Consider the following 22,040-nt stretch of genomic DNA (forward strand, 5'->3'; position numbering starts at 1 on the left):
AATTATAGGTTCAGACAGGGTTTACTCCCACTTAAATGTTTTGACCGCAACGGCATATATGCCAATTCCCCAAATCGCCATGATCAAAATCTGGTGTTTTACATCCCATAATCCGGCACCTTCAAATGCCACCTTTCTCATGGCGTCATTTAGATAGGTTAGGGGTAAAGCACGACTGATTGGTTGAAGCCAGGTAGGGAATACATCAATAGAAAAAAAGGTTCCCGATAATAAGAATTGAGGGAGCGTAATGATGTTTGAGATTGGCGGGATGGTGCTTTCACTTTTAGCGATGCCTGATACGACAAAGCCGAAACCCATAAAGACAATGAGCCCTATGATAGAAAGCAAAAGCATATTTAAGACTGTAATTGCACCATGTATCAAGGTAAAATGAAAAAAGAAATGGCCGATTACAATGATGAAAATTGCCCCCAATAAGGCAAAGCCTATTCTGGCCAAACACTCTCCAAAAACAATGCTTGATCTTTTAACTGGTGTAGCGAAAAAGCGTTTGATTACCAGGTTTTGACGTAAGCTGAAAAACACGAATGCAGTACCAAATACACCAGTACTGAGTAGCGAAAAGCCCAATTGTCCCGGTAAGATAAAATCTATCCTGCGATAAACCCTACCTTGTACTGTACTTTCGTAAAGTTCGGCAACAGTAGGTTTTACATCTTTAGCGTTAAGCGTACTTAGCAAATTGTTTAGGACAGATTTAAGTATGCTGCCTTTATCCATAGATGCTGATGTATATTGAACGTTTGCGAGATAAGCAGGTGTGCCTGCTTCATTCTTTTTAACATTAATGAGGGCATCAATATTCCCCTTTTCCAGCCCGTTTCTGATGTCAGCAGTATCTGTATCTTTAACCAGGCTAACCATTGAATGGTGTTCCAATGCCTGGATCACTGGATTTTGCAGATCAGAACCCGGAGCCACAGCTAGTTTTACTTTGATCTCACTACTTCCTATAAAGCCAAAAACAAGGATAAATATTAAAGGAAAGGCAAGTGTAAAAACAACTGCAGAAGGACTGCGCATGATGGAACGGAAACTTGCTTTGGCAAGTGCGAGGGTAGCTTTGGTATTATTGTAGGGTTTGCCCATGTTTATTTTAATTGTCCTCCCGCCATTCCTTACCGGTCAGGTTAATGAAGACGTCTTCGAGGTTGGCCTTTTTAACTTCTTTTTTTCTTTCGAATCCACTGTTCACCAGGTTATCTATTAGATTATCTGGGGTATCAAGTGCAATGATTTCTCCTCGTTCTACAAAAGCAACGCGGTCGCACAATTGCTCCGCTTCGTCCATATAATGGGTAGTGATCACTACAGTTGTTCCATTATTTCTAATGCTGATGATCAAGTCCCATAAATTGCGACGAGCCTGTGGGTCTAAGCCCGTAGTTGGTTCATCAAGGAAGATTATTTTTGGCGCATTGATTAAGGTCGTTGCAATAGAAAAGCGTTGCTTCTGTCCACCAGAAAGCGCTTTGTATTTTGCTTTGGCCTTATCCTGAAGGTTTACTTTTTCAAGCATCTCCATTGGCTTAATGTCTACTCCATATAAACCTGAGAAAAGCTCCATCAGCTCAACCAAGTTCAAGTTTGGATAATAGCCGGCAGCTTGTAATTGAACGCCAATAATTCTTTTGATCTTATTGGCGTCTTTTTCTACCGAATAGCCATCTACCAGGATTTCTCCTGAAGTTTTCTCACGAAGTGTTTCAATGATCTCTAAGGTGGTGGTTTTTCCAGCACCATTAGGTCCTAAAAGTCCGAAGATTTCGTTTTCATACACTTCAAAGCTAATGCCTTGAACGGCTGTGAAATCATCATATTTTTTTACCAGGTTTTTTACACTGATAATGGCATTTTTAGTTGACATTACCAGGCCAGTTCACCTTTAATCATTTCGATGAAATCATCGAATAAGTAACGTGAATCATGAGGACCTGGAGAAGATTCTGGGTGATATTGTACCGAGAATGCTTTCTTTCCTTTTACGCGGATCCCTTCAATAGACTGGTCGTTTAAGTTGAGATGCGTGATCTCAACCTTATCAGAGCTTTTTACTTCTTCAGGAATCACACCAAAACCGTGATTCTGAGAAGTTACTTCACAGTGGTTTTTAATGATATTTTTAACCGGGTGATTTAATCCCCTGTGTCCGTTAAACATTTTCATGGTACCGATACCATTGGCTTCTGCCAGTAGCTGATGACCAAGGCAAATACCAAACATAGGTTTGTCTGCTGCTAAAACTTTTTTGACGGTTTCAATAGCATAAGGCATGGCCGAAGGATCGCCGGGACCGTTAGAGATGAAATAACCATCAGCACCCCATTTATCCATTTCTTCGAAAGTGGTTTTTGCAGGGAATACTTGTACATAAGCATCTCTGTGTTCAAAATTGCGAAGGATGTTCTTTTTAATTCCAAGATCTAAAGCCGCTATTTTATAAGTAGCATCCGGAGAACCGTAGAAATATGGTGTTTTAGTCGAAACTTGAGAAGAAAGCTCAAGGCCATCCATAGAAGGTACTTCAGCTAATTTCTTTTTCAATTCTTCTAAATCCGTAATCTCAGAAGAAATAATAGCGTTCATGGCACCTTTGTTTCTGATGTGACGTACAAGTGCACGAGTATCAATATCTGAAATACCTACAATGTTCTCATTCTGGAAATAATCCTGAATAGATTCCGAAGCTTCTTTACGACTAAAGCCGATGTTGTAGTTTTTACAAACCAGTCCAGCAATTTTAATGCTTTCAGATTCGATCTCTTCTTTATGAATTCCGTAATTTCCAATGTGCGCATTGGTGGTTACCATGATCTGACCGAAATAAGAAGGATCTGTAAAAATCTCTTGGTATCCTGTCATTCCGGTGTTAAAACAAATCTCGCCAGTGGTAGTGCCTATTTTTCCGGCAGCTTTGCCATAGTATACGGTTCCATCAGCCAATAACAAGATAGCAGGTAACTTGGTGTAGTTAGTCATGGTAATTATAATGAGAAATTATGGGTGTAAAAAAAAGGAAAAATGAGGTCTTCGCTTCGGTTTTTACACCGATTATGTCTTTAACAAATGTGCTGTTAATTAAGCCCTGCATTTCGGGGTACAAAGATAGGGTTTTGTAGGTTTTATTCAAGATTTTTTTTAACATTTCCTAAATCTATCTGTATACTGGCCGGGAATAGCCTTTCGGGATATATTTTTTTCTCGCATTCGTCAAATCTTTTTTTGTTTTCGACCTGAAGAGTGGGGGGATGGGTTTGAGTTTTCATTAATTTAGTTCAGTTTTTTGCTGCCAAATTAAAGGCAGAATGTCAGAAAAACAATAAATTCCCTTTATTACGAATGTAAAACCTAATTTTGCGCTAACAAAACTATAAAGCATGTCGGTAAATAAAGAAGTAAAAAGAATAACTACTCATATATTACAGGAAATGAAACAACGTGGTGAGAAGATCTCCATGTTAACTGCTTACGATTATTCAATGGCAACCATCCTCGATGATGCAGGGCTAGACGTATTGTTAGTCGGCGATTCGGCTTCCAATGTTATGGCTGGTCACGAAACCACACTTCCTATTACATTAGATCAAATGATCTATCATGCACAATCAGTTGTTAGAGGTGCTGCCCGTGCTTTTGTAGTGGTCGATTTGCCTTTTGGTTCTTACCAAGGTAATTCAAAAGAAGCCTTAAACTCTGCTATCCGCATCATGAAAGAATCAGGCGCACATGGCGTGAAGCTTGAGGGTGGAACTGAAGTGGTAGACTCTATACAGCGTATCATTACAGCCGGTATTCCTGTAATGGGCCATTTGGGACTTACTCCTCAATCTATATATAAATTTGGTACTTACACGGTAAGAGCAAAAGATGAGGCAGAGGCTGAGAAATTAAGAATTGATTCCCTGGCTTTGCAGGAAGCTGGATGTTTTGCTATAGTATTAGAGAAAATCCCTGCCAAATTAGGTAAGGAAGTTTCACAGAACTTACATATACCAACTATTGGTATTGGTGCTGGTGGTGACTGTGACGGACAGGTTTTGGTAGTGAATGACATGATCGGTTTGACGAAAGGTTTCAAACCACGCTTCCTACGTCAATACCTGGATTTATATGAAGGCATTAAAGAAGCTGCTCAATCCTATATCAGAGATGTTAAAGGGAACGATTTTCCAAACGAAAAGGAACAATATTAATGCCTGTAACTGATAAAGACATACTTTACGAAGACAATCACCTTATTGCCGTAATGAAACGTGCAGGGGATATTGTACAAGTTGATGATACCGGCGATGAGCCATTAGACGAACAGGTTAAAAAATACCTGGCAGCAAAGTATAATAAGCCCAATAGTGCATTTTTAGGTGTAGTACACCGTTTGGATAGACCCGTAAGTGGCGTAATCCTTTTTGCTAAAACAAGCAAGGCGTTGGAACGGATCAATGCAATGTTTAAAAACCGGGAGGTTAAAAAGACTTACTGGGCTGTGGTGCGCAATAAACCTGCAAAGCCATCTGGTACGCTGGTTCATTGGCTGATTAAGAATCCACAAAAAAACGTAGTTACCCCTTATAATACGGAAGTGCCGGGTAGCCAACGTTCTGAATTAAGCTATAAGCTTATTGGAGAACTAAATGGTTATTATTTAATTGAAGTAGATCCATTAACGGGGCGTTCGCACCAAATCAGGGTACAGCTGTCTACATTAGGCTGTCCGATTGTGGGCGACAATAAATATGGCTACCCACGTGGTAGTCGCAAAGGCAGTATCTGTCTACATGCGCGCAGACTCCAATTTATTCATCCGGTTAAAAAGGAACCGGTCAATATTTTTGCAAAGTTGCCTGTAGATGGCTTCTGGGAAAAATTTGAGGGATTCTAAAGAATCCCTTTTTTATGCGGTTCGTCATGACGATCGTACTAATCAATGTCAAGATGATTGACAATTAAGCGTATAAAGTACAATTATTTCCTTAGGCGATTACCTAATTTTAGTTTCATTAACACAAGTGTAAATGAAACTAACTTCTGCCAAACAAATGTTATCAGTAGCAGTACTTTTTATGAGCTGCTATTGTCCTTCCGTAATTGCTCAGGAAGTAAGTCCTACCGTTACTTTAACACCTAAGGCTAAGCCAGAACCTCGAATAAATGGACCTAAAGTATTTGGCGTCCGTCCGGGGCATCCTATTTTATTTACCATCCCAGCTTCGGGCAACAGACCAATGATTTTTTCTGCCAGTCAATTACCTAAAGGAGTTAAAGTTGATCCTAAGACAGGGCGGATTTCCGGATCAATAGCTAAAGTTGGTAAGTATGTCATCAAGGTTGAGGCTTCCAACGCTCTAGGTAAATCTAATAGGGATTTTAAAATAATCGTTGGAGAAGAAATCGCATTGACTCCGCCAATGGGATGGAATCATTATAATATCTATGGTACCCGAATTACACAGGCGCAAGTGTTAACACAAGCGAAAGCAATGGCAGAGACTGGTTTAATTAACTATGGCTGGTCTTATATGAATATTGATGATGGCTGGCAGGGAAAAAGGGGGGGGAAGCACTTTGCTATCCTTCCGGACAGCAGTCGTTTTCCTGATATCCAGAAATTGGTCGATCAGGTACACGGGCTCGGACTTAAAATAGGTACTTACTCAACACCATGGATCGAGTCGTATGGACATCGTATTGGTGGCTCTGCTTTGAATCCTGAAGGAACATTTGAGCGTACAAAGGAAAATGTAGCGCGTAATAAAAAATTATTGCCTTATGCCATAGGAACACACCATTTTTGGGATAATGATGCTAAGCAATTTGCCGATTGGGGCTTTGATTATTTAAAGTACGATTGGAATCCGATAGAACTAACCGAGACAAAGGCGATGTATGACGCCCTCAGAAACAGCGGGCGTGATGTTGTATATAGTTTATCCAACAGCACCCCGTTTGCAACCATTGCCGACTTGTCTAAAGTTTCCAATGCATGGCGCACCGGTGGCGATATTAAGGACAATTGGAAAAGTTTAAAGAGCAGAATCTTTACCCAGGATAAATGGGCGAAATACGCGCGTCCTGGTCATTGGAATGATCCTGATATGATGATTGTGGGGGTTGTAGGTTGGAATGCGCCGGAAAAATGGCGTTCAAAATTAACTCCTGACGAGCAATACACACACATGACCGCCTGGTGTTTAATGTCTGTGCCGCTATTGTTGGGCAATGATATATCGAAATTGGATGATTTTACACTGGGCCTACTCACCAATGATGAAGTAAATGCTGTAAATCAGGACCCGTTGGGTAAACAAGCAACTGTAATTATAAACGAAGGAGATATTGGTGTAATGGCAAAGGATATGGAAGATGGTAGTAAAGCTGCAGGCTTGTTTAATCTTGCAGACAATGGTGTGCAAAAGATGGTGTTAAAGTGGTCAGATCTGGGCATTAAAGGGAAGTATGTGGTGCGCGACTTATGGCGCCAGAAGGATCTTGGGACTTTTGATCAGGAATTTTCTACTGATGTCGCTCAACATGGTGTGGTGATGGTTCAATTATTCCCAGCTAAATAAGCATGAAGATTAGGTTGTTGTTTATCGCATTTATGGCAATAGTTGCTATTGGGTGCAAAAAAGATGGCTCGCAGGTGGCTAAAATCAACGATGACCTGATAGGGAAGTGGTCGGTTCAATCAAATCATATGATTTATTTTGATCAGTCGGGACAAAAAGAATATGAAGAAGTATTGGTTGCTAACAGTCAGGCTACAAATGTCAGTTTTGTAAAGGGTGCAAAGGCTAAAATCGAAACTCAGGATTCCACAGTTGTGAATACGCCATACAATGTGGCAGAAGAGCGGAACTTGATTTACATGAAATTGAATGATGCCGAAATATTTAATGCTAGTGTATGGACTTTGACTGATATAACGGAAAAGGAGATGACCTGGCAAGCGAATTTTACCAATATTAAATATGAAGATAAAGATACCGGAGAAATTTTGGAAGCTCCAAAAGCAGAATTAACCCTTAAATTCTATAAAGAATGATAAATAAAGACGCTTCAGACCAATTATCCCGCCGTGCCTGGTTGGGTAAAGTTTCCGTTCCTGCCTTAACAGTAGCGGGGGCCGCAATGATAAGTGCCAAAATACCTGGTGTTGAGCCGGGTAAATCCAATGTTTATAATGTAATGGATTATGGCGCAAAGGGCGATGGAAAAACCTTGGACACGCTAGCTATTCAAGCCGCAATTGATGCATGTAATGTAGCTAAAGGAGGAACAGTATTGCTTCCTACCGGAGTTTTTTTGTCGGGTACACTGCAACTTAAGTCAGATGTAACCTTTCATTTGTCGGCAGGAGGTAGGTTGTTGGGCAGTCCGAAAAGAGAAGATTACACTGCCGGAAAAGGTGTCCCTTCGGGCAACGGCAATATCGTCTTTCTATATGCGGTAAATGCAGAAAGATTAAGTATTGAAGGAAAAGGGACTGTAGATGGCAATGGTTTGGCCTTTTATACTGGTAAAGGAGACAATACCGGGCCCGGACAAAATGGTGTTGGTGGCAATTTCGACCGTCCACATCTTTTCATTTTCCATCAATGTACTGAACTTCGGTTGCATGATGTTTTTTTACAAGCCAGCGCCTATCATTGCATCCGCTTATTGCAGTGTAAACAAGTTTATATTGATGGGGTAAGGATTTATAATCGCGTAAATAAAAATAATGATGGTTTTCATTTTTCTAGTTGTCAGTATGTGCACATTACCAATTGCGATGTGCAGTGTCAGGATGATGCCTGTGCATTGTTTGGGAGCAACCGATTTGTAACCATTACCAATTGTAGCTTTAGCACACGTTGGTCTATATTTCGTTTTGGTGGGGGTGATTCTCAAAATATAGCTATTTCCAATTGCCTGATTTATGATACCTATGGCTGTCCGATAAAGATTAGTTCTGGAAGGGCAAACATAGAGAACTTCTCCTTCTCGAATATCATCATGAAGAATGTGACAGGGCCTATTGGTATTGGTTTTAGTGGGGTAAGCAGTAATAAAAATCCAGACAATAATCAACCCACAACCAAATCCTATATCCGAAATATTTCATTTAATGGCATCCGGGCTTCGGTTATTGCTTTGCCAGTTCCGCATCCAGATATTCATTTTGATCTGCATACCTGGGAAGGGGAAAAAAACTCCTGCATTACTTTAAATGCAATGGGTGATCATTATCTTGAAAATATATCTTTTACTGATGTTCATGTGAAATATGCGGGCGGTGGTACTGTGGCGCAAGCGGGTAAAAGAGATGTGCCGAAAGTAGCTGCTGAGTATTTTGGGGTATGGGACACTGCTCCGGGTGGTCCGCCTGCTTATGGACTATATGCAAGGAATGTAAAAGGCTTAACGCTTCAAAATGTACGTTTTGAATTTGCTGCTGAAGATGCCCGTCCTGCCGTAGTTTTGGATAATGTACAAGATGCTGCCATCAACGGTTTAAGTGTACAGGGGAGTATGAGCGCAGAATCATTGTTAAGAGTTGTGAACTCAAAGGATCTGTTGTTTACCGCTGTCCGTGTTTTAACACCTTGTCAGGCATTGTTAAGTCTTGAGGGAACCTCAAACGAAGGTATTACCATTGACGGTGGGGATTTAAGAAAAGCAAAAAAACAAGCGATTTATAGGGCCGGAGCTAATCTGAAGTCGCTCAAAATAAGAGCGTAGACTTATTTGCAGTCTGTTTTGGTGAATACCATTGAATCATCAAATTTTAAGGCAGAGTGGTTTTTAAAAACCATTTTGCCGTTCTTTTCCATGACTTCTCCGAAGCCTTCATATAGATTGCCATCTGCTTTTTTCAGAAAAGCAACTTCTCTTACCGATTTTACGCCTTCAGAGATGAAGGTATATTCAGCAATGATGGTATCGCCTTTTATTTGACCGGCAATTTTACCTTTGTTGCTATCTTTTTCAAATAATTTATAGTCTAGATCTCCAATCAGGTTATTGCCTTCAATATTTATTTTAAGGGTAGCCGTATCCCTGTTTTTGAAGTGGGCATAGCAGTCGTTACTATTTATTTTTGGTTCTGTACCAGTGTCTTTCGCGGTTATTTTCGCTTGGTTGGCGTCATGCTTCTCTTTATTCTCATTGTTGCAGGACACCATGATTAATGAAAAGGCTGCCAGTATTAGGATTGTTGATTTCATGCTAAAATAATTATGAGGTTATAACAAGTCGATGAGGGAGTTGTTTCTAAAATACGCTTTTTTGTAGATAAATGGTGCCAAAAATGCTCGTTATTGTACTTAATCCAGAAATTATATATAATATTGGTAGCATGATCCATTATTTTTTCGGATCTTAACTAAGCTTATCATTAATTATAAAAATGCGAACACAGCAATCAGAAAATGAGAATAAAGAGCAGTTAAAGGCCGACAATGATGGCAAGACTGCTCCGATTCCTTTCTATAAGCAAAGAGCCTTTATTTATCTTTCTATCGCTTGCATTGCTTTAATTGTAACTGGAATAGCCGCAATGTTCCATAAGAATTATCCGAATGTCAATTTTAAGAATCTGGCCGCCGAATTTGTTTCCCATGATATTCCACCTGGTGGTAATAGAGCAACTTTAACATTAGCCAATGGGAAAACCATTACACTCAATGAGGCTGCTGATGGCGAGTTAGCAAAAGATGCGGGTACTATAGTTCGTAAAACTGGAAATGGACAATTGGTATATGAAGTTGTTGGTGGTGATACTGAAAATAAGGGATATACTTACAATACGATTTCAACGCCTAAAGGTGGAACTTATCAGGTTATATTGCCGGACGGCACTAAAGTATGGCTAAATGCCGCTTCAACCCTTAGATTCCCAACGAGTTTTGTTTCTCTGAGCGAAAGAAAGATTGAATTGAGCGGAGAGGCCTATTTTGAAGTAACGAAGAATGCAAAACATCCTTTTAAAGTAGTGGCTAAAATACAAGAAGTACAAGTTTTGGGTACACATTTCAATATCAGTAGCTATGCTGATGATTCATTCGTGAAAACTACACTTTTTGAAGGCGCTGTTAAAGTGAATAATCTACAAGCTACAAACGGGAATAAGGTAATCCTTAAGCCTGGTCAGCAATCTGTTATAAATCATCGTGTCATTACCGTAATTAAGGCTGATCTTCAGGAGGTTTTGGCATGGAAGAATGGCCTGTTTATATTCGATGGCGAACCTTTGGAAAGCATCATGAAAAAGGTATCCCGATGGTATGATGTAGATGTTGTATACGAGGGCGTAGATAAAAAGAAGCTATTTGACGGAAGTGTTTCGCGTTTTGCTCATGTTTCCAAGGTGTTAAGTCAGCTTGAATTAACAGGCGATGTACACTTTAAAGTTGAAGAGGGGAGGATCATTGTAATGAAATAACTCTACTTTCTAAAAGCAAATGAGCAAGAGTTTATATTGCCCTAATAGGTATGTAGAAGTTTATGTGTGTTCCGTGATCGCAAACGATTTCCATTTTTCCGCCGATTTTTTCCATTCGACTTGTCATGCTTTTGATACCAGAACTTTCAACACTACTCTTTTTTACAAAGCCGATACCATTATCCTTCACTACAATGATTAATTGATTTTTTTCAGTATGTATAGTTAAATTCACAAGTGTTGCCGATGAATGTTTGATGATATTCTGGAATGATTCCTTAATAGCAAGATAAATGTGCCTGCGTTTTTCACCACCTATAGTATGCTCGGGAATGAACACAGGTAAATCTACTTTTATAGTGATTCCTGATGTTTGGAAAAAGGAAATTGATTGCTGATGAATATAATAGATAAGGTTTTCGATCGAATCATGGTCGGTGTTTAGTGCCCATATAACTTCCCTCAGCTGAGAAGATAGCTCTTTGATCCCTGAGTTAATCTTTATAATGTCTTGCTGTACAGGTTCTGAGCTAGCTTTTATTTCTGTCAGACTAGTATGTAGACGTAAAGCAGACAGGCCTGCACTAATATCGTCATGAATTTCATTGCCTATTCTCTGTCTTTCAATTTCTACTGCAAGCTTCTTTTCATATAATATGCGCTCTTGTTTTAAGCGATTCCGGAAATAGGCCCATACAACAGTAAAAATAATTCCCAATACAAATAGTGAGCTCAGCAAAATAAACCAAGGCTGGGTCCACCAGGGTTTGTTAATGATAAAATCAAATTTAATAGGTTTTGAAGCCACTTCGCCGCTGGCCGCAGTCGCCCTTGCTTCAAATGTATAACGGCCAGGAGCAAGTGAAGGGTAATTGATTTTTCTTTCAGCCGGATTTGTTACTAACCACTCCTGATTAGATCCATTAAGCAAACGATATTTAAAATGTATACCCTGAGGGTTACTAAACCATGGTGCAGCTATTTCAAAAAGGATATTGTTTTTATAATATGGAAACTCCTTGTATGCAGAAAAAACGGTGTCTATATTGTTCACCAAAGTATACAGTAGGCTATTGTTTAAAGTTTTTGGCTCTTTTTTCGTTTTAAGGGGGACTTCATAAATACCTTCTGAAGTACATATGTAAGCATTGTTTTTAAATTCATGTACATCATATACAATTCCCTGCTCTAGAGTAGGGAATTGCAAATCGTTTACGATTCTTCTATTTCTGGTGTTAAATAGCTGAATTCCTTTCTTTCCAATTAGCCAAAGGTGATTGTCAAATAATTTAACTTTTAACTGGGTATTTGATAAAAGACCATCGGCCACGGAAAAGTTTTGAATACTATCGCCCTTAAAAATTATAAGGCCTCTATTAAAATCACCAATAAAAAGACCATCCTTACTATATGCCATTGAGGATGTATTAATGGCTCTATTTTTATAATAAATGGCTTTAATCCCACTTTTATTAATAACATGTAGCCCATTTATAAGTGCAACATACAGGTTCTTTGATAAAGAATCATATTTCAAGGCCCTGCAACGTACATCTTTATATAAAAAAGAGCCCCATTCATCATTTCCTATAGCCATTGAAGGGAAAAGTAATGATCTTGCATTTGTAGCTGTATAATCTCCATCAATAGCTGGTTTGATGATAATACTTTTTGAGGTGGCATTAAAAAATAGATTTTTATGATAGTCTGTGTCTTTGGATATAGTATGATCAATTAATGTCAGTTTTTTTGTCTTTACATCTAAAACAAAATTATCGACTGAAGCCGAAAGCAAGAAGTTGCCATTAAAATATCTGCTTATCCGCTCAATTGACCCAGATTTTTCAGGAATTTCTAGACGATAAAGTTCTTGCTTTTTAATGGCGTTATACATGATCAATTGACCATTTTGGGTTCCCGCTGCAATAATGTTTTCTTGCATGGCCATTGATCTAATAAAATCGCCCTTATTTGGAATCATAAAATTATTCAGCGCAAAGCCCGCCTTACCATACTTTACCATTATTCCATTCTTAAGGCTGCTATACCAGGTATTTCCTTCGTCATCTGTAACCATATCGGTTAAATTCAGTCCGCTAATGCGTAGGTTTCCAGTGGTCGAATAACTATCGGATTTGGTGTTTATCCATAATTTTTGCTGATGGAGAACTACGGTGTTTATAAAATCTCCTTTTTTCTCCGGTTTCACTAATTTGATCGAATCCCCACTTAGCATTATTTTTTTTATTTCACCTGAAGACGAGGAGGTGATTAGCATTGTATCCTTATACAGAACCGGATGAAGATAAAAATCCTGTGTATTTATTAATTTGAAATCTGCTTTAAGTGGCTTTAGTCCATTATTTCTGGAATAACAATACCATTGTCCGTTGCCATAGGCAATTACCAGGCGGTTAAAACTAATTAATGAAGTAGTAGCGCTATTTTTCCCTTTCAGGGAAAGGTATTTTGAACTTAGTGTCTTTAAGTCACAAATAAATAGCCCCTTGTTGGTTGTTGCAATTAGCTCATCATCTGTTAACGCTAGTCTCGGAAATCTCAACTCAGACTTGTTATTATAAGCATTTAATAGCTGAAGCCTTTCATTTTTAGTATAAAAGATCTGATTACTAAAATTATGACACCAGACACGTCCGTATTTATCTTCTGCAAGATCTGTTATGCTGAGCGACATTTGACTGGGGTTCGAAAAATTGGTGATGGAGATTCCATCATATCTGGATAGACCAAGGTCATGACCCACCCATAGAAAACCCTTCTTATCAACAAGCAGATCATAAACCTCATTTGTTGGAAATCCTTTGATCGAGCTGAAAGCTGACGCCTGTGCAAACACTTTCGCTGCAAGCAAAATAACAATTGATATAGTTAGTAATATTTTTTTCAGATACTTATGATTAGAATAGAAAATTGGTTATTTTTCATGCTACTTAACCTTTCATTATAAAATTGCAAATAATATTTGGTACATGACAAATGTTTCTATCGTTGAAGATCATATTGAGTTCGGATTGGTATTGAGAGATATTATAAATGCAATTGATGGATTTAATGTTCGTGGTATATACAACTCAGCAGAAGATATGCTTAGTAAAATATATGTTCAGCCAGCTGATATTATGCTAATTGATCTGCGTTTGCCTGGTATGTCGGGTATTGAACTCATTATGAAGCTAAAGGTGATTCTTCCAGATGCCAAACTAATGGTCTGCAGTACCCACAACGATAATGACAGTATTTTTGAGGCGCTAAGAGCAGGCGCATTGGGTTACCTGCTTAAAGATTCTACTACAGTACAGGTTCAGATGGCTATTAAGGAACTTCGTGATGGCGGATCCCCAATGAGTCCCTTTATAGCGAGGAAAGTAGTATGTGCTTTTCATGAATCTGTATTGAAAATTGATAACGGTCTGAGCTTTCGAGAACAGGAAATTATAGAGCTGTTAGCTCAGGGTACTTCCAATAAAGAGATTGCAGATCTGCTTTTTATCAGTACAGGGACAGTTAAAACTCATGTTAGAAATATTTATAAAAAACTTCATGTAACTAACCGGATCTCGGCCATCAACAAAATAAAAAAGAACTAATTACAGCCACTGGCTAATCTATCATTTACCCTATAAAAAGAAAGCGGGAAAGATCCTACCGACCCTTCCCGCTCATCTAAATTAACGCTCTCACATATATAGACGCTTTACAATAGAGAATATTGTGTGGGACATCATATTTTTTAAAAAGCTATTATTTATCATCATAACTCCTGAAATATCCACATTCTTTTATGGCTTCGTCATAGAATTTAGTATCCTCATATTGGGTCTTTAAAACGGAGAAATATTTCCCAAAGAAAACCGGCTCTATATTCACATCCCAATAACCGGAGTTTGCATTCTCTGGTTTATTATAAGACCGATTGTAACTCTCGTTGCGCTCACATTTGCTCGCCATAAAGATACACCTGGCCTTTTGTTCCTTGGTTTTAGCGACATTGGCTGCCATCAGGTAATATTTTTCGGCAATCTTATTGGATAGTAGCATTGTTCTGAATGTGCTAGGGATTTCAAAAGGAGTATTCCCTTCAACCTGCATCACTTTTCCTTGATAAAACGTCCTCGAATTACCGTAAAACGTGATGTTGTAAAAAACATTGGCGAGTAAATACGCATTTTTGTAAACGTTTTTGCCCTGCTTTATTTCAGCTTTTATGCTTTGTATGGTTTTTAAAACGTCGATAGCGTATAAGTCCTTAGCAGGTTTGCGCTCATGATCACAATCATGGCAATCATTTACTCTGATGTTAAAAGGATTGGCCGGCATAATAAAACCGGTGCTTTCACTTTTATTCATCATTACAATTGCTTCATCAATTTTATCTTGATAGGTAAGCACTTGCGATTGATGATAATAGAGGTCGTGCATATCGAATGGATAATAACGGAGCATAATCTGTTCAAAAGCTGATTTATGCTGTTTTTGTAGCAAAGCTTTCATCTGTTCTATTTTATTGTTATCCGCATAAAATTCGTAGTAACTTTTAAAAGCATTAGCCTTAACTACATCTCCTTGTTTCTTATAGAGCTCTGCCAGGTTACTGATACTTTCATCCAATGCCTTATAAAACCTTAATGAAGGGATAGTATCTTTTCTATCTTTGAGATTCGCAAACCACGTTAAAGGTTCTATCATTTGGGCCTCGACCTTTGCATCAATATTTTTCAATTCCTTGACGTATAAAGTCCAATCTAGTATTTTGTATTGGGCCATAACGAGTTTGTCGTCTTTTGGAAGTTGTTGTTTTGCTGTATTATAGAAAGATCTGGCGGCGGTATAATCCTTGCTCATGAAATTTAAGTAACCAGCTGCCAGGTTCCAGAAATAAGGTTTAGCCGTATTGTTTTTAAAAGCTATGCTGCTGATCAGGGTGGTGTTTTGCTTTAAGGTTTGTAGGGAAGCCGAGTCGGGCGAAGATTGATAAAAGTTGCCAAGGCTGTGTTCTGTAATGTTTACAATTCTGGCCAACAAAAGGTCCAGTTTCTCCGACTTCGAATCTAAACTGATAATCTCCTGAATTGCCCTTTGGGTATCATAATGAATGCCGAGTAAATGCCATAACGTAGCCTTTTCTGCAGTAGTTTTTGCCATTTGTAGTGTCCTGATCCAGTCGGCCTCCTCCTGCGGATGGAAACTCCATTCTGCAGGAATCTTTGCTTCCATGGAATAATTGTAGCATAAGCTATTGAGGTAATTGGACCTGGCATAGTCCTTATTTTTATAATACCAGCCAGCCACATAACCTAAGGTACGATGGTACATCATGTTTTGCGGGAATGCATTTTTATAAATGTTAAATGTATTTAGGGTTTTAGAAGCATCTGCTGATATGGTCTCGTCTCCGCGTTCTATAAAATAATAATAGCGGACCAATTGAAACCACAGCCTTTGCTTTATAAAGGGATCTTTTGCCTTTTTAAAATGCTTTAGTATCTGTTCTTCCAGTTCAGCGGGTACAGTTATTTGTGGCTGCGGTTCCCATGAATGGGTGACATCAGTAGCTGCAAAAAGCTCTGTTGATTTTGCTAGCCGAAGATAATCGAAAAAAGCATTTACTTTCTTTTTGTCAAGCTTTAAAGACTTTAATTGCGGCATCTCATTGGGCAGTACAGCTATTTTGCCCTTCATGTGCTCATATACCGAATCGACGCCTTTAGCCGTGGCTGTTGTTAGCAAATATTGGAGGGACTTTTTATCGAGTTTACCGTCAAAATAACTCTGCCATTCATTTACAATCACATCGTTGTAACGGGAGGTATTGTTTTCAGAATAGTAGTAATCCCCATAGTAAGAAATGTATTCCGTATAAAAGAAGGGGGTGTATTCTTTGCTTACGAAGGCTTCGGGACTGAAGCTTGAATACTCATAATCAAATCCGTAGTCTGAGCAGGCCCACACTATGCCACCGGCAGAAAGTCCGAAAAGACTAAAAATAAGTAGAAATTTCTTCGAAATCCTTTGCTTTAAATGCTGATAAATTGAGATTGCCCAGTTCATAGTAGATGATTGTTCTTTTTTCGTTTTTCTTTAAATGCGCTGCTAATTGTACTGCAGCCTGTTTTAATAATGCTTTGTCTATTTCTTCGAGTTTAAACAGGTCCCCCGTTTTTATGTAGATGCCACCTGTAAAGAAATTACGTACCGCTCTATATATGTCTTTTTGTGCAGTGGGACTAAAGTTTTGGGCATTGCTCAGTTCAGTCCTTCCTATTTTTCCATATACCTGTATCACTTTGTTTGCTCTGATTTGTAAAGCCCAGGAAAATACAGGTAATGCAATATCCAAAGGTAAAAGGTAATTGTTTAAGCTGCCCACATATTTTTCTGCTGTCTGGGTATTATAGATAGAATTGGGCTCTTTTAGATCAGCAGATAACTTGCCTATATTGTAAAACATCAGTACTCCACGATCTACAGGAGGAATACCAGTTTTAAATTGATACTTAACTTGGTGTAACCTGATGGTCGCCTCCAGTGTCTTTTTGGTAAGGGCCCTTAATGAGTGTAAAAAATTAAAGTATTTATCCTTTGTGCCAACCGTCCAATCACAATCTATCTGGATAGTCTTGCAATTGATTTTTTGTCTAACCGAAAGATTTTTTAGCAGTTCATTACACTTTATAGCCAGGCTGTCTACACCTTGTTGGTCCAGTTTTTCAAAGGTTTGGTTGGTAATGAATACTACAGGAATAATGTCCAGAGATGGCGACTGTTGCCGAAAGTCAATGATAGCTTCGGGGTAAGGTTTTTGAGCTTTCGTATTCCATTTAATATCAAAAAAACGAATGTAAAGCTTCTTGCTGTTAGTCTCCGTTAAAATATCAGTCTGTCCTTTGCTTAGCTGAAAGTTTTGTTTCCAGTAATAAAAGGACATTGATGTTTTATGCTCTTTTTTACAGGAGGCACAAAAAAGTGTCAATAAAATCAGACAAATAGAAGATGAGAAGCGTAAAATAGCACTGGCATTAACCATGGCTGAGCATACTCAATAACTTCGCCAAGATTGATCAGATGGATAAGAAATAATGACTAGTAGATGACTAGGTATTGTGTTATTTTTGCGGCGAATATAGAAAAGCGATGCCCAGAAGAATTATTAGAAAACAATACCGCAAAGCGCGATACATCTTGTATCGTGAAACACTTATCGATGCCAAGGAACATGTACTCACCTTTATAGGGTCTTTTGTTGGTATTGGTTTAATAGGGTTGTTAAATAGTCAATACCTGGTAGCAAGTGATAATTTATTTCTTATTGGTTCGTTCGGGGCATCTTCTGTGCTGGTTTACGGCATTATCAATAGCCCACTAGCTCAGCCGCGTAACCTAATTGGTGGCCACGTGATCTGCGCAATTATTGGGGTGACTGTCTTTAAACTCTTTGCCGGAGAGCTATGGTTTGCCTGTGCCCTGGCGGTTTCCCTATCCATTGTAGCTATGCAAATTACCAAAACCTTGCATCCTCCGGGTGGAGCAACGGCGCTAATTGCGGTTACCGGTGGTAAAAAGATAGAGGAGCTGGGTTATTTGTATGTATTGTCGCCAGTATTATCCGGAGTACTGATCCTCTTTGCTGTTGCATTGATATTTAACAATTTAAGGCATCGGAAATATCCTTCAACACCAATATTGAAGCGCAGGCGCCCTGTAAAGGTTAATAATCAAGTATAAGAAAAAGGCTATTGCTCCATTTTCTTTATCCCCATTGCATATTGGATGCCACCAAGAATGTGTTTTAAAAATAGAGGGTCTGTATAAGATGCTTCTGTATGACCAAGTGCAGTATAAAATGACCTTCCTCCATCAAAATTATGGTACCAGGCAACAGGGTGGTTATCGCCATTCTTACCGCCGGTATAGCTACCTTCGTCAATCTTTATCAATACATTCAAATCTGGTCCAATTTCTTTGAAATTATACCATTCATCCTTTCTTTTCCATATTTCAGGTAAATGTTTGGTAGCAATAGTACTTCTGGTAAGTACAATTAAATCTGCCATTTGTTGGGCGGGGTGACTTGTAAAATAAGCACCGGAAAGTCTTCCATACCATGGCCAGCTATATTCTGTATCTGTAGCGGCATGTATGCCCGCATAGCCACCACCATTTTTGATATATTGTTCAAAAGCGGCTTGTTGCTGCTCATTAAGAACATCCCCTGTTGTGTTTAAAAAAACGACAGCTTCATATTTTTTAAGGTTTTTGTAGGTGAATTTTGTGGCATCAATAGTGGTGTCTACTTGAAATTTATTTTCAAGTCCTAATTTTTGAATTGCAGCGACTCCTACTTTTATAGAGGTATGATGAAAGCCAGCTGTTTTAGAAAATACGAGGATTTTTTTCTTTGCCGCTACAGGGTTTACAAAAAACAGTACCAGTAGGCTGGTTGCTATAAAGGAGGTGAAAATCTTAGGCATAGTTCATTAGTTTGCACCTAAGGTAGTAAATATTTTATTTTAGGACTTCCTTGATCAATAAATATTCGTCGTTGGGTAGCCGGATGTAACCATATTCATAGCAGAAGGTGTAAATGTTACCCTTATGTTTCTCGTAGCTATGTGTATGGTAATTAAAATTGAATCCAGAGGCCATTAACTTGCTCCCGCTAACTTTTGTTTCTTTTGCAGGATTCAGTTTTTCCAGTATGTCGCGGTTTCTTTTTAAGATGAGGTTAACGGATTTGATCATACCATTGTTTTCTGCCTTTATCTTATTGTTATAGCTACTTCTACACTGATCATCACAGAACTTCTTATCAATCCGCCCGTGTAGGGGGCTGCCGCAATCCAAACATAAACGTGTTATTGGTGAGGTCATAGCTTTAATTTACAGGGGCTATACAATAGGTTAATATTTTTTCAGATTAATTATTGTAAATATACAGAGTTGTATTTCAATTATCTTAATTATACGGATGTAACCGGATATACCCGTGTAACGTCATGTTTATTGTGTCCATTCTATACACATTTGCTTAATTGACAGTCGCACTAACAGCTGTGAATGAAGTCAATACTAACTAAATATCTAGAAAAATGGAAAAAGTAAGAAACAGTGTCCGGTTAACCGGGTTTGCAGGGACTGATCCGGTTATCATCAATTTTGCAAATGAAAAAAGAATGGCGCGGCTAAGTATTGCAGTGAATGAGGTTTATAAAAATAGCCAGGGAGTTTCGGTAAACCAAACACAATGGTTTAGTTTAATTTTCTGGAACAAACGAGTAGAGTTGGTGGAAAAAGCGGTTAGGAAGGGGACACGATTTAGTATTGAAGGAAAACTAAACATGCAAAGTTATAAAGACAAAGCTGGGGATCTCCGCTATTCTACTGAGGTTGTCGTAAGTGCGATTGAATTGGACGTTTTGGAAATAAAAAGGAAGAAGGAAGACAAGATGGAGGAGGAAAAGGAAAGGGAGTCTAAAGTGGAAATAGAAAAAAAAGTGGAGGCTTAAGGTTTATTAAACCTTACCGCTAAGCCCCCATAAAAATTACGTTTAGCAGCAGCATTAAAGTAACGACCTCCTAAAGCATTGAGGTCGTTACCCAGGCTGTAGTTCTCATTTAAAAGATTGTCTGCCCCAGCAAAAATCTCAACAGGCATACGGCCAATGCGTAAGTTTCTGTATCCAACTTTAGCCTGCAGGAGGTGGTACTTTTTAGCATAGGCTGTGTTGGCATCATTTAAAGGAATTCGCGAAGTAAAGTTGTGTTGGAAAAAAGCATAACAACCTTTAGGTAACTGTAGATCAATACTACTCAGTACCGTAGTTTTCGGAACACCTGTAAGGTCATTACCTGAAAAATTAGTCGTTTTATCCTGATACTTGTCAAATTTAAAGTGACTTAAGGTATAAGCATTGCGAAACTGCAAGCTTCGTACAAAATTTGAAGCATTAGTTGGAATCACCCAAAAAGCAAGCGTACTTTCCAATCCCCATTGCTTAGTGCCGCCGGCATTGATAAAATATTCTGCATTATTCTCGTCTAAGCGTCTCACGATTGCACTTTTCAGATTGTAGTAGAAGCCCGCTACATCTATAAATAATCTATTGTTTAACGTTTGATATTTTAAGCCAGTTTCGAAATTCCAACCATATTCCGGTTGCAAGTCAACATTGATCACATTGTTTGAGGCTCTGATTTCTGCCAGTGTAGGAGGGGAATAGCCTTTACTCGCTGAGGCTCTTAAAGATAAACGTTGGTCTACAAGGTAAGATACTGCGGCTCTTGGCATCACCTGAATGTCAAAGCTGTTTGTGTTTTTTGGAATAGCTATAGGAGCGATGCTTTCATAACCATATTTATACAAATTGGCACTGGCAGAAAGCTCAAATAGCCATTTGTCAAGTAAATCTACTGTGAGATGAGCAAAGGCAAAATTAGCAGCGGCCTTTAATTTATCTGAAGCTTGAAGCGCAGCAGGAACGCCTAAATTATTTACGTAATTGTCTATATCCGTTGTGGTCTGCATACTCTCCATACCCAAATCGAATTTCCAGTTCAAATCAGTCAGTTTCCGTTCATATTCAAGATATGACCTCAGGCCAAGTGTAAGTTCTTTGCGTTTCTCATAATTGGTAATAAACGGGTTTTTAAAGTCCGTATAGGAAGAAAAAACAGCCACTACATGCTTAAGCTGATCATTGATTTGCCAGTTGTTGGCAATACCTCCGTATAATGTATTGCTATAGATCCCTGCATTTTGTTGTATCGCACTTTTTAGGGCCCCCGCTGCAGGTCTTGATAATTTTGGATTTTGCAAATATTGCGCTTCGGTTAACCCACCGGGTGTATTGTAATGGAGATCTGAATAAAATACAAATGCTTTTAGGGTTGCATTCTTTGCATAATCCCATTTGTGGAAAGTCTGGAAGTATTTACGATCCATTCCACTGTGGTCACGGTAGCCATCACTACGTTGATAGGATTGCGTAAGGTTAAAGCTGTATTTGTTAAACTGTTGATTTAAAATTAAGTTTTCCCGAAAGAGACCATAAGAACCGCCTTCAAGTTTCAAACCTAACGTTGTACTATCTGGAACGGCCCCCTGTGGTTGGATTAATATTACGCCGCCAGAGTTTGCGCCAAAGATATTGCCATGTGGACCTTTTAAAATCTGTAAATTTTGTGCAGCAGATACATCAAGTGCATTGAAATAGGTATTCCCACCTGCATCGGTTAAGGGGAAGTCATCAAAGTATATTTTAATATTTCTTACTCCGAAGGGCGATCGCAGTAAACTCCCGCGAATAGAAAGGCGGTAACTACCCGGTGAGCGTTCTTCCATGCGGACACCGGGTATGGTGTTTATTGTAGAAACAAATGAAGCCGAGGGTTGCTTATCCATGACCGCCTGATCTATTAAACCGATTGAACCTGTTGATCTTAATAGCGGTTGCGCCGAGAAATAAGGGTGAATAACAACCTCATTTAGTTTTTTCGTGGTGTCTTGTTTTGTTTGTGCAATGCTAAAAAAACCAAGCACAATCAAACAGCCTGTAAAAATTGCTTTCATCTAAAG

General features: G+C 38.8%; 19 protein-coding genes. 9 read left to right on the forward strand and 10 right to left on the reverse strand.

From position 1 onward, the window contains the following. Nucleotides 1-21 precede the first annotated feature (21 nt). The 3 genes from FBD94_RS11775 to carA are packed head-to-tail and all read right to left on the reverse strand — an operon-like array spanning nucleotide 22 to nucleotide 3,003. The gene (locus tag FBD94_RS11775; protein ID WP_136880323.1) at nucleotides 22-1,113 is read right to left on the reverse strand and encodes an ABC transporter permease; all 1,092 of its coding nucleotides are present in this window, start codon (nucleotides 1,111-1,113) and stop codon (nucleotides 22-24) included. 7 nt (nucleotides 1,114-1,120) lie between these two features. After that, nucleotides 1,121-1,891 carry an ABC transporter ATP-binding protein gene (locus FBD94_RS11780; RefSeq protein ID WP_136880324.1) on the reverse strand — a complete coding sequence of 257 codons (771 nt, stop codon included), beginning with the start codon at nucleotides 1,889-1,891 and terminating at the stop codon, nucleotides 1,121-1,123. Further along, nucleotides 1,891-3,003 (reverse strand): glutamine-hydrolyzing carbamoyl-phosphate synthase small subunit, encoded by a 1,113-nt coding sequence (gene carA / locus FBD94_RS11785; protein ID WP_131611774.1) that lies wholly within the window; start codon nucleotides 3,001-3,003, stop codon nucleotides 1,891-1,893. The genes FBD94_RS11780 and carA overlap by 1 nt, the downstream gene beginning before the upstream one ends. A 398-nt stretch (nucleotides 3,004-3,401) precedes the next feature. Between carA and panB the strand changes: the two genes are divergently transcribed. The 5 genes from panB to FBD94_RS11810 all read left to right on the forward strand — a co-directional run bounded on the left by panB (nucleotide 3,402) and on the right by FBD94_RS11810 (nucleotide 8,745). After that, a complete protein-coding gene (gene panB, locus FBD94_RS11790; RefSeq protein WP_131611772.1) occupies nucleotides 3,402-4,217 on the forward strand; it encodes a 3-methyl-2-oxobutanoate hydroxymethyltransferase in 816 nt (271 codons plus the stop codon). Continuing rightward, on the forward strand, nucleotides 4,217-4,903 hold the full coding sequence (locus tag FBD94_RS11795) for an RluA family pseudouridine synthase (RefSeq protein WP_131611770.1): 687 nt from the start codon (nucleotides 4,217-4,219) through the stop codon (nucleotides 4,901-4,903). The genes panB and FBD94_RS11795 overlap by 1 nt, the downstream gene beginning before the upstream one ends. Before the next feature lie 133 nt (nucleotides 4,904-5,036). Then, nucleotides 5,037-6,590: a putative Ig domain-containing protein gene (locus tag FBD94_RS11800; RefSeq protein WP_136880325.1), complete on the forward strand. Its 1,554-nt coding sequence runs from the start codon at nucleotides 5,037-5,039 to the stop codon at nucleotides 6,588-6,590. A 2-nt stretch (nucleotides 6,591-6,592) separates the two neighbouring features. Beyond that, the gene (locus FBD94_RS11805) at nucleotides 6,593-7,066 is read left to right on the forward strand and encodes a hypothetical protein (protein WP_136880326.1); all 474 of its coding nucleotides are present in this window, start codon (nucleotides 6,593-6,595) and stop codon (nucleotides 7,064-7,066) included. Continuing rightward, entirely contained in the window at nucleotides 7,063-8,745 is a 1,683-nt protein-coding gene (locus FBD94_RS11810) for a glycoside hydrolase family 28 protein (RefSeq protein ID WP_136880327.1), read from the forward strand. Before FBD94_RS11805 ends, FBD94_RS11810 begins: the two co-directional genes overlap by 4 nt. A 2-nt stretch (nucleotides 8,746-8,747) precedes the next feature. On the opposite strand, the gene FBD94_RS11815 is transcribed toward FBD94_RS11810, so the two are convergent. After that, complete coding sequence (locus FBD94_RS11815) at nucleotides 8,748-9,230, reverse strand: hypothetical protein (RefSeq protein WP_131611762.1); 483 nt, start codon at nucleotides 9,228-9,230, stop codon at nucleotides 8,748-8,750. A 182-nt stretch (nucleotides 9,231-9,412) separates the two neighbouring features. Between FBD94_RS11815 and FBD94_RS11820 the strand changes: the two genes are divergently transcribed. After that, nucleotides 9,413-10,447, forward strand: coding sequence for a FecR family protein (locus FBD94_RS11820; RefSeq protein WP_136880328.1), 1,035 nt, complete (start codon nucleotides 9,413-9,415; stop codon nucleotides 10,445-10,447). Nucleotides 10,448-10,478: 31 nt separating this feature from the next. Here the strand turns inward: FBD94_RS11820 and FBD94_RS11825 are convergent, their stop codons facing one another. Beyond that, entirely contained in the window at nucleotides 10,479-13,319 is a 2,841-nt protein-coding gene (locus tag FBD94_RS11825) for a sensor histidine kinase (RefSeq protein ID WP_136880329.1), read from the reverse strand. 118 nt (nucleotides 13,320-13,437) lie between these two features. Here FBD94_RS11825 and FBD94_RS11830 point away from each other — a divergent pair, with 118 nt between their 5' ends. Next, nucleotides 13,438-14,055, forward strand: coding sequence for a LuxR C-terminal-related transcriptional regulator (locus FBD94_RS11830; RefSeq protein WP_136880330.1), 618 nt, complete (start codon nucleotides 13,438-13,440; stop codon nucleotides 14,053-14,055). Between the two features lie 154 nt (nucleotides 14,056-14,209). Here FBD94_RS11830 and FBD94_RS11835 read toward each other — a convergent pair whose 3' ends face one another. Then, complete coding sequence (locus FBD94_RS11835; protein ID WP_136880331.1) at nucleotides 14,210-16,516, reverse strand: hypothetical protein; 2,307 nt, start codon at nucleotides 16,514-16,516, stop codon at nucleotides 14,210-14,212. Then, complete coding sequence (locus tag FBD94_RS11840) at nucleotides 16,446-17,393, reverse strand: hypothetical protein (RefSeq protein ID WP_235884445.1); 948 nt, start codon at nucleotides 17,391-17,393, stop codon at nucleotides 16,446-16,448. Before FBD94_RS11840 ends, FBD94_RS11835 begins: the two co-directional genes overlap by 71 nt. A gap of 206 nt (nucleotides 17,394-17,599) precedes the next feature. Here FBD94_RS11840 and FBD94_RS11845 point away from each other — a divergent pair, with 206 nt between their 5' ends. After that, nucleotides 17,600-18,190 (forward strand): HPP family protein, encoded by a 591-nt coding sequence (locus tag FBD94_RS11845; RefSeq protein ID WP_136880332.1) that lies wholly within the window; start codon nucleotides 17,600-17,602, stop codon nucleotides 18,188-18,190. Between the two features lie 8 nt (nucleotides 18,191-18,198). On the opposite strand, the gene FBD94_RS11850 is transcribed toward FBD94_RS11845, so the two are convergent. Beyond that, complete coding sequence (locus FBD94_RS11850) at nucleotides 18,199-18,936, reverse strand: ThuA domain-containing protein (protein ID WP_136880333.1); 738 nt, start codon at nucleotides 18,934-18,936, stop codon at nucleotides 18,199-18,201. A 34-nt stretch (nucleotides 18,937-18,970) separates the two neighbouring features. Next, nucleotides 18,971-19,336 carry a hypothetical protein gene (locus FBD94_RS11855; protein ID WP_235884447.1) on the reverse strand — a complete coding sequence of 122 codons (366 nt, stop codon included), beginning with the start codon at nucleotides 19,334-19,336 and terminating at the stop codon, nucleotides 18,971-18,973. A gap of 218 nt (nucleotides 19,337-19,554) precedes the next feature. Between FBD94_RS11855 and FBD94_RS11860 the strand changes: the two genes are divergently transcribed. Next, the gene (locus tag FBD94_RS11860) at nucleotides 19,555-19,971 is read left to right on the forward strand and encodes a single-stranded DNA-binding protein (protein WP_136880334.1); all 417 of its coding nucleotides are present in this window, start codon (nucleotides 19,555-19,557) and stop codon (nucleotides 19,969-19,971) included. On the opposite strand, the gene FBD94_RS11865 is transcribed toward FBD94_RS11860, so the two are convergent. Further along, nucleotides 19,968-22,034 carry a TonB-dependent receptor gene (locus FBD94_RS11865; RefSeq protein WP_136880335.1) on the reverse strand — a complete coding sequence of 689 codons (2,067 nt, stop codon included), beginning with the start codon at nucleotides 22,032-22,034 and terminating at the stop codon, nucleotides 19,968-19,970. The two genes, FBD94_RS11860 and FBD94_RS11865, sit on opposite strands and share 4 nt — an antisense overlap. Nucleotides 22,035-22,040 lie beyond the last annotated feature (6 nt).

This window comes from Pedobacter hiemivivus (genome assembly GCF_005144565.1).
In the GTDB taxonomy this organism is placed as follows: Bacteria; Bacteroidota; Bacteroidia; order Sphingobacteriales; family Sphingobacteriaceae; genus Pedobacter; species Pedobacter hiemivivus.

Bases quoted from the DNA above. Each gene is read 5' to 3' on its own strand.
- FBD94_RS11775 (WP_136880323.1), bottom strand. From the start codon at position 1,113: ATGGGCAAACCCTACAATAATACCAAAGCTACCCTCGCACTTGCCAAA.
- FBD94_RS11780 (WP_136880324.1), bottom strand. From the start codon at position 1,891: ATGTCAACTAAAAATGCCATTATCAGTGTAAAAAACCTGGTAAAAAAA.
- carA (WP_131611774.1), bottom strand. From the start codon at position 3,003: ATGACTAACTACACCAAGTTACCTGCTATCTTGTTATTGGCTGATGGA.
- panB (WP_131611772.1), top strand. From the start codon at position 3,402: ATGTCGGTAAATAAAGAAGTAAAAAGAATAACTACTCATATATTACAG.
- FBD94_RS11795 (WP_131611770.1), top strand. From the start codon at position 4,217: ATGCCTGTAACTGATAAAGACATACTTTACGAAGACAATCACCTTATT.
- FBD94_RS11800 (WP_136880325.1), top strand. From the start codon at position 5,037: ATGAAACTAACTTCTGCCAAACAAATGTTATCAGTAGCAGTACTTTTT.
- FBD94_RS11805 (WP_136880326.1), top strand. From the start codon at position 6,593: ATGAAGATTAGGTTGTTGTTTATCGCATTTATGGCAATAGTTGCTATT.
- FBD94_RS11810 (WP_136880327.1), top strand. From the start codon at position 7,063: ATGATAAATAAAGACGCTTCAGACCAATTATCCCGCCGTGCCTGGTTG.
- FBD94_RS11815 (WP_131611762.1), bottom strand. From the start codon at position 9,230: ATGAAATCAACAATCCTAATACTGGCAGCCTTTTCATTAATCATGGTG.
- FBD94_RS11820 (WP_136880328.1), top strand. From the start codon at position 9,413: ATGCGAACACAGCAATCAGAAAATGAGAATAAAGAGCAGTTAAAGGCC.
- FBD94_RS11830 (WP_136880330.1), top strand. From the start codon at position 13,438: ATGACAAATGTTTCTATCGTTGAAGATCATATTGAGTTCGGATTGGTA.
- FBD94_RS11835 (WP_136880331.1), bottom strand. From the start codon at position 16,516: ATGAACTGGGCAATCTCAATTTATCAGCATTTAAAGCAAAGGATTTCG.
- FBD94_RS11840 (WP_235884445.1), bottom strand. From the start codon at position 17,393: ATGTCCTTTTATTACTGGAAACAAAACTTTCAGCTAAGCAAAGGACAG.
- FBD94_RS11845 (WP_136880332.1), top strand. From the start codon at position 17,600: ATGCCCAGAAGAATTATTAGAAAACAATACCGCAAAGCGCGATACATC.
- FBD94_RS11850 (WP_136880333.1), bottom strand. From the start codon at position 18,936: ATGCCTAAGATTTTCACCTCCTTTATAGCAACCAGCCTACTGGTACTG.
- FBD94_RS11855 (WP_235884447.1), bottom strand. From the start codon at position 19,336: ATGACCTCACCAATAACACGTTTATGTTTGGATTGCGGCAGCCCCCTA.
- FBD94_RS11860 (WP_136880334.1), top strand. From the start codon at position 19,555: ATGGAAAAAGTAAGAAACAGTGTCCGGTTAACCGGGTTTGCAGGGACT.
- FBD94_RS11865 (WP_136880335.1), bottom strand. From the start codon at position 22,034: ATGAAAGCAATTTTTACAGGCTGTTTGATTGTGCTTGGTTTTTTTAGC.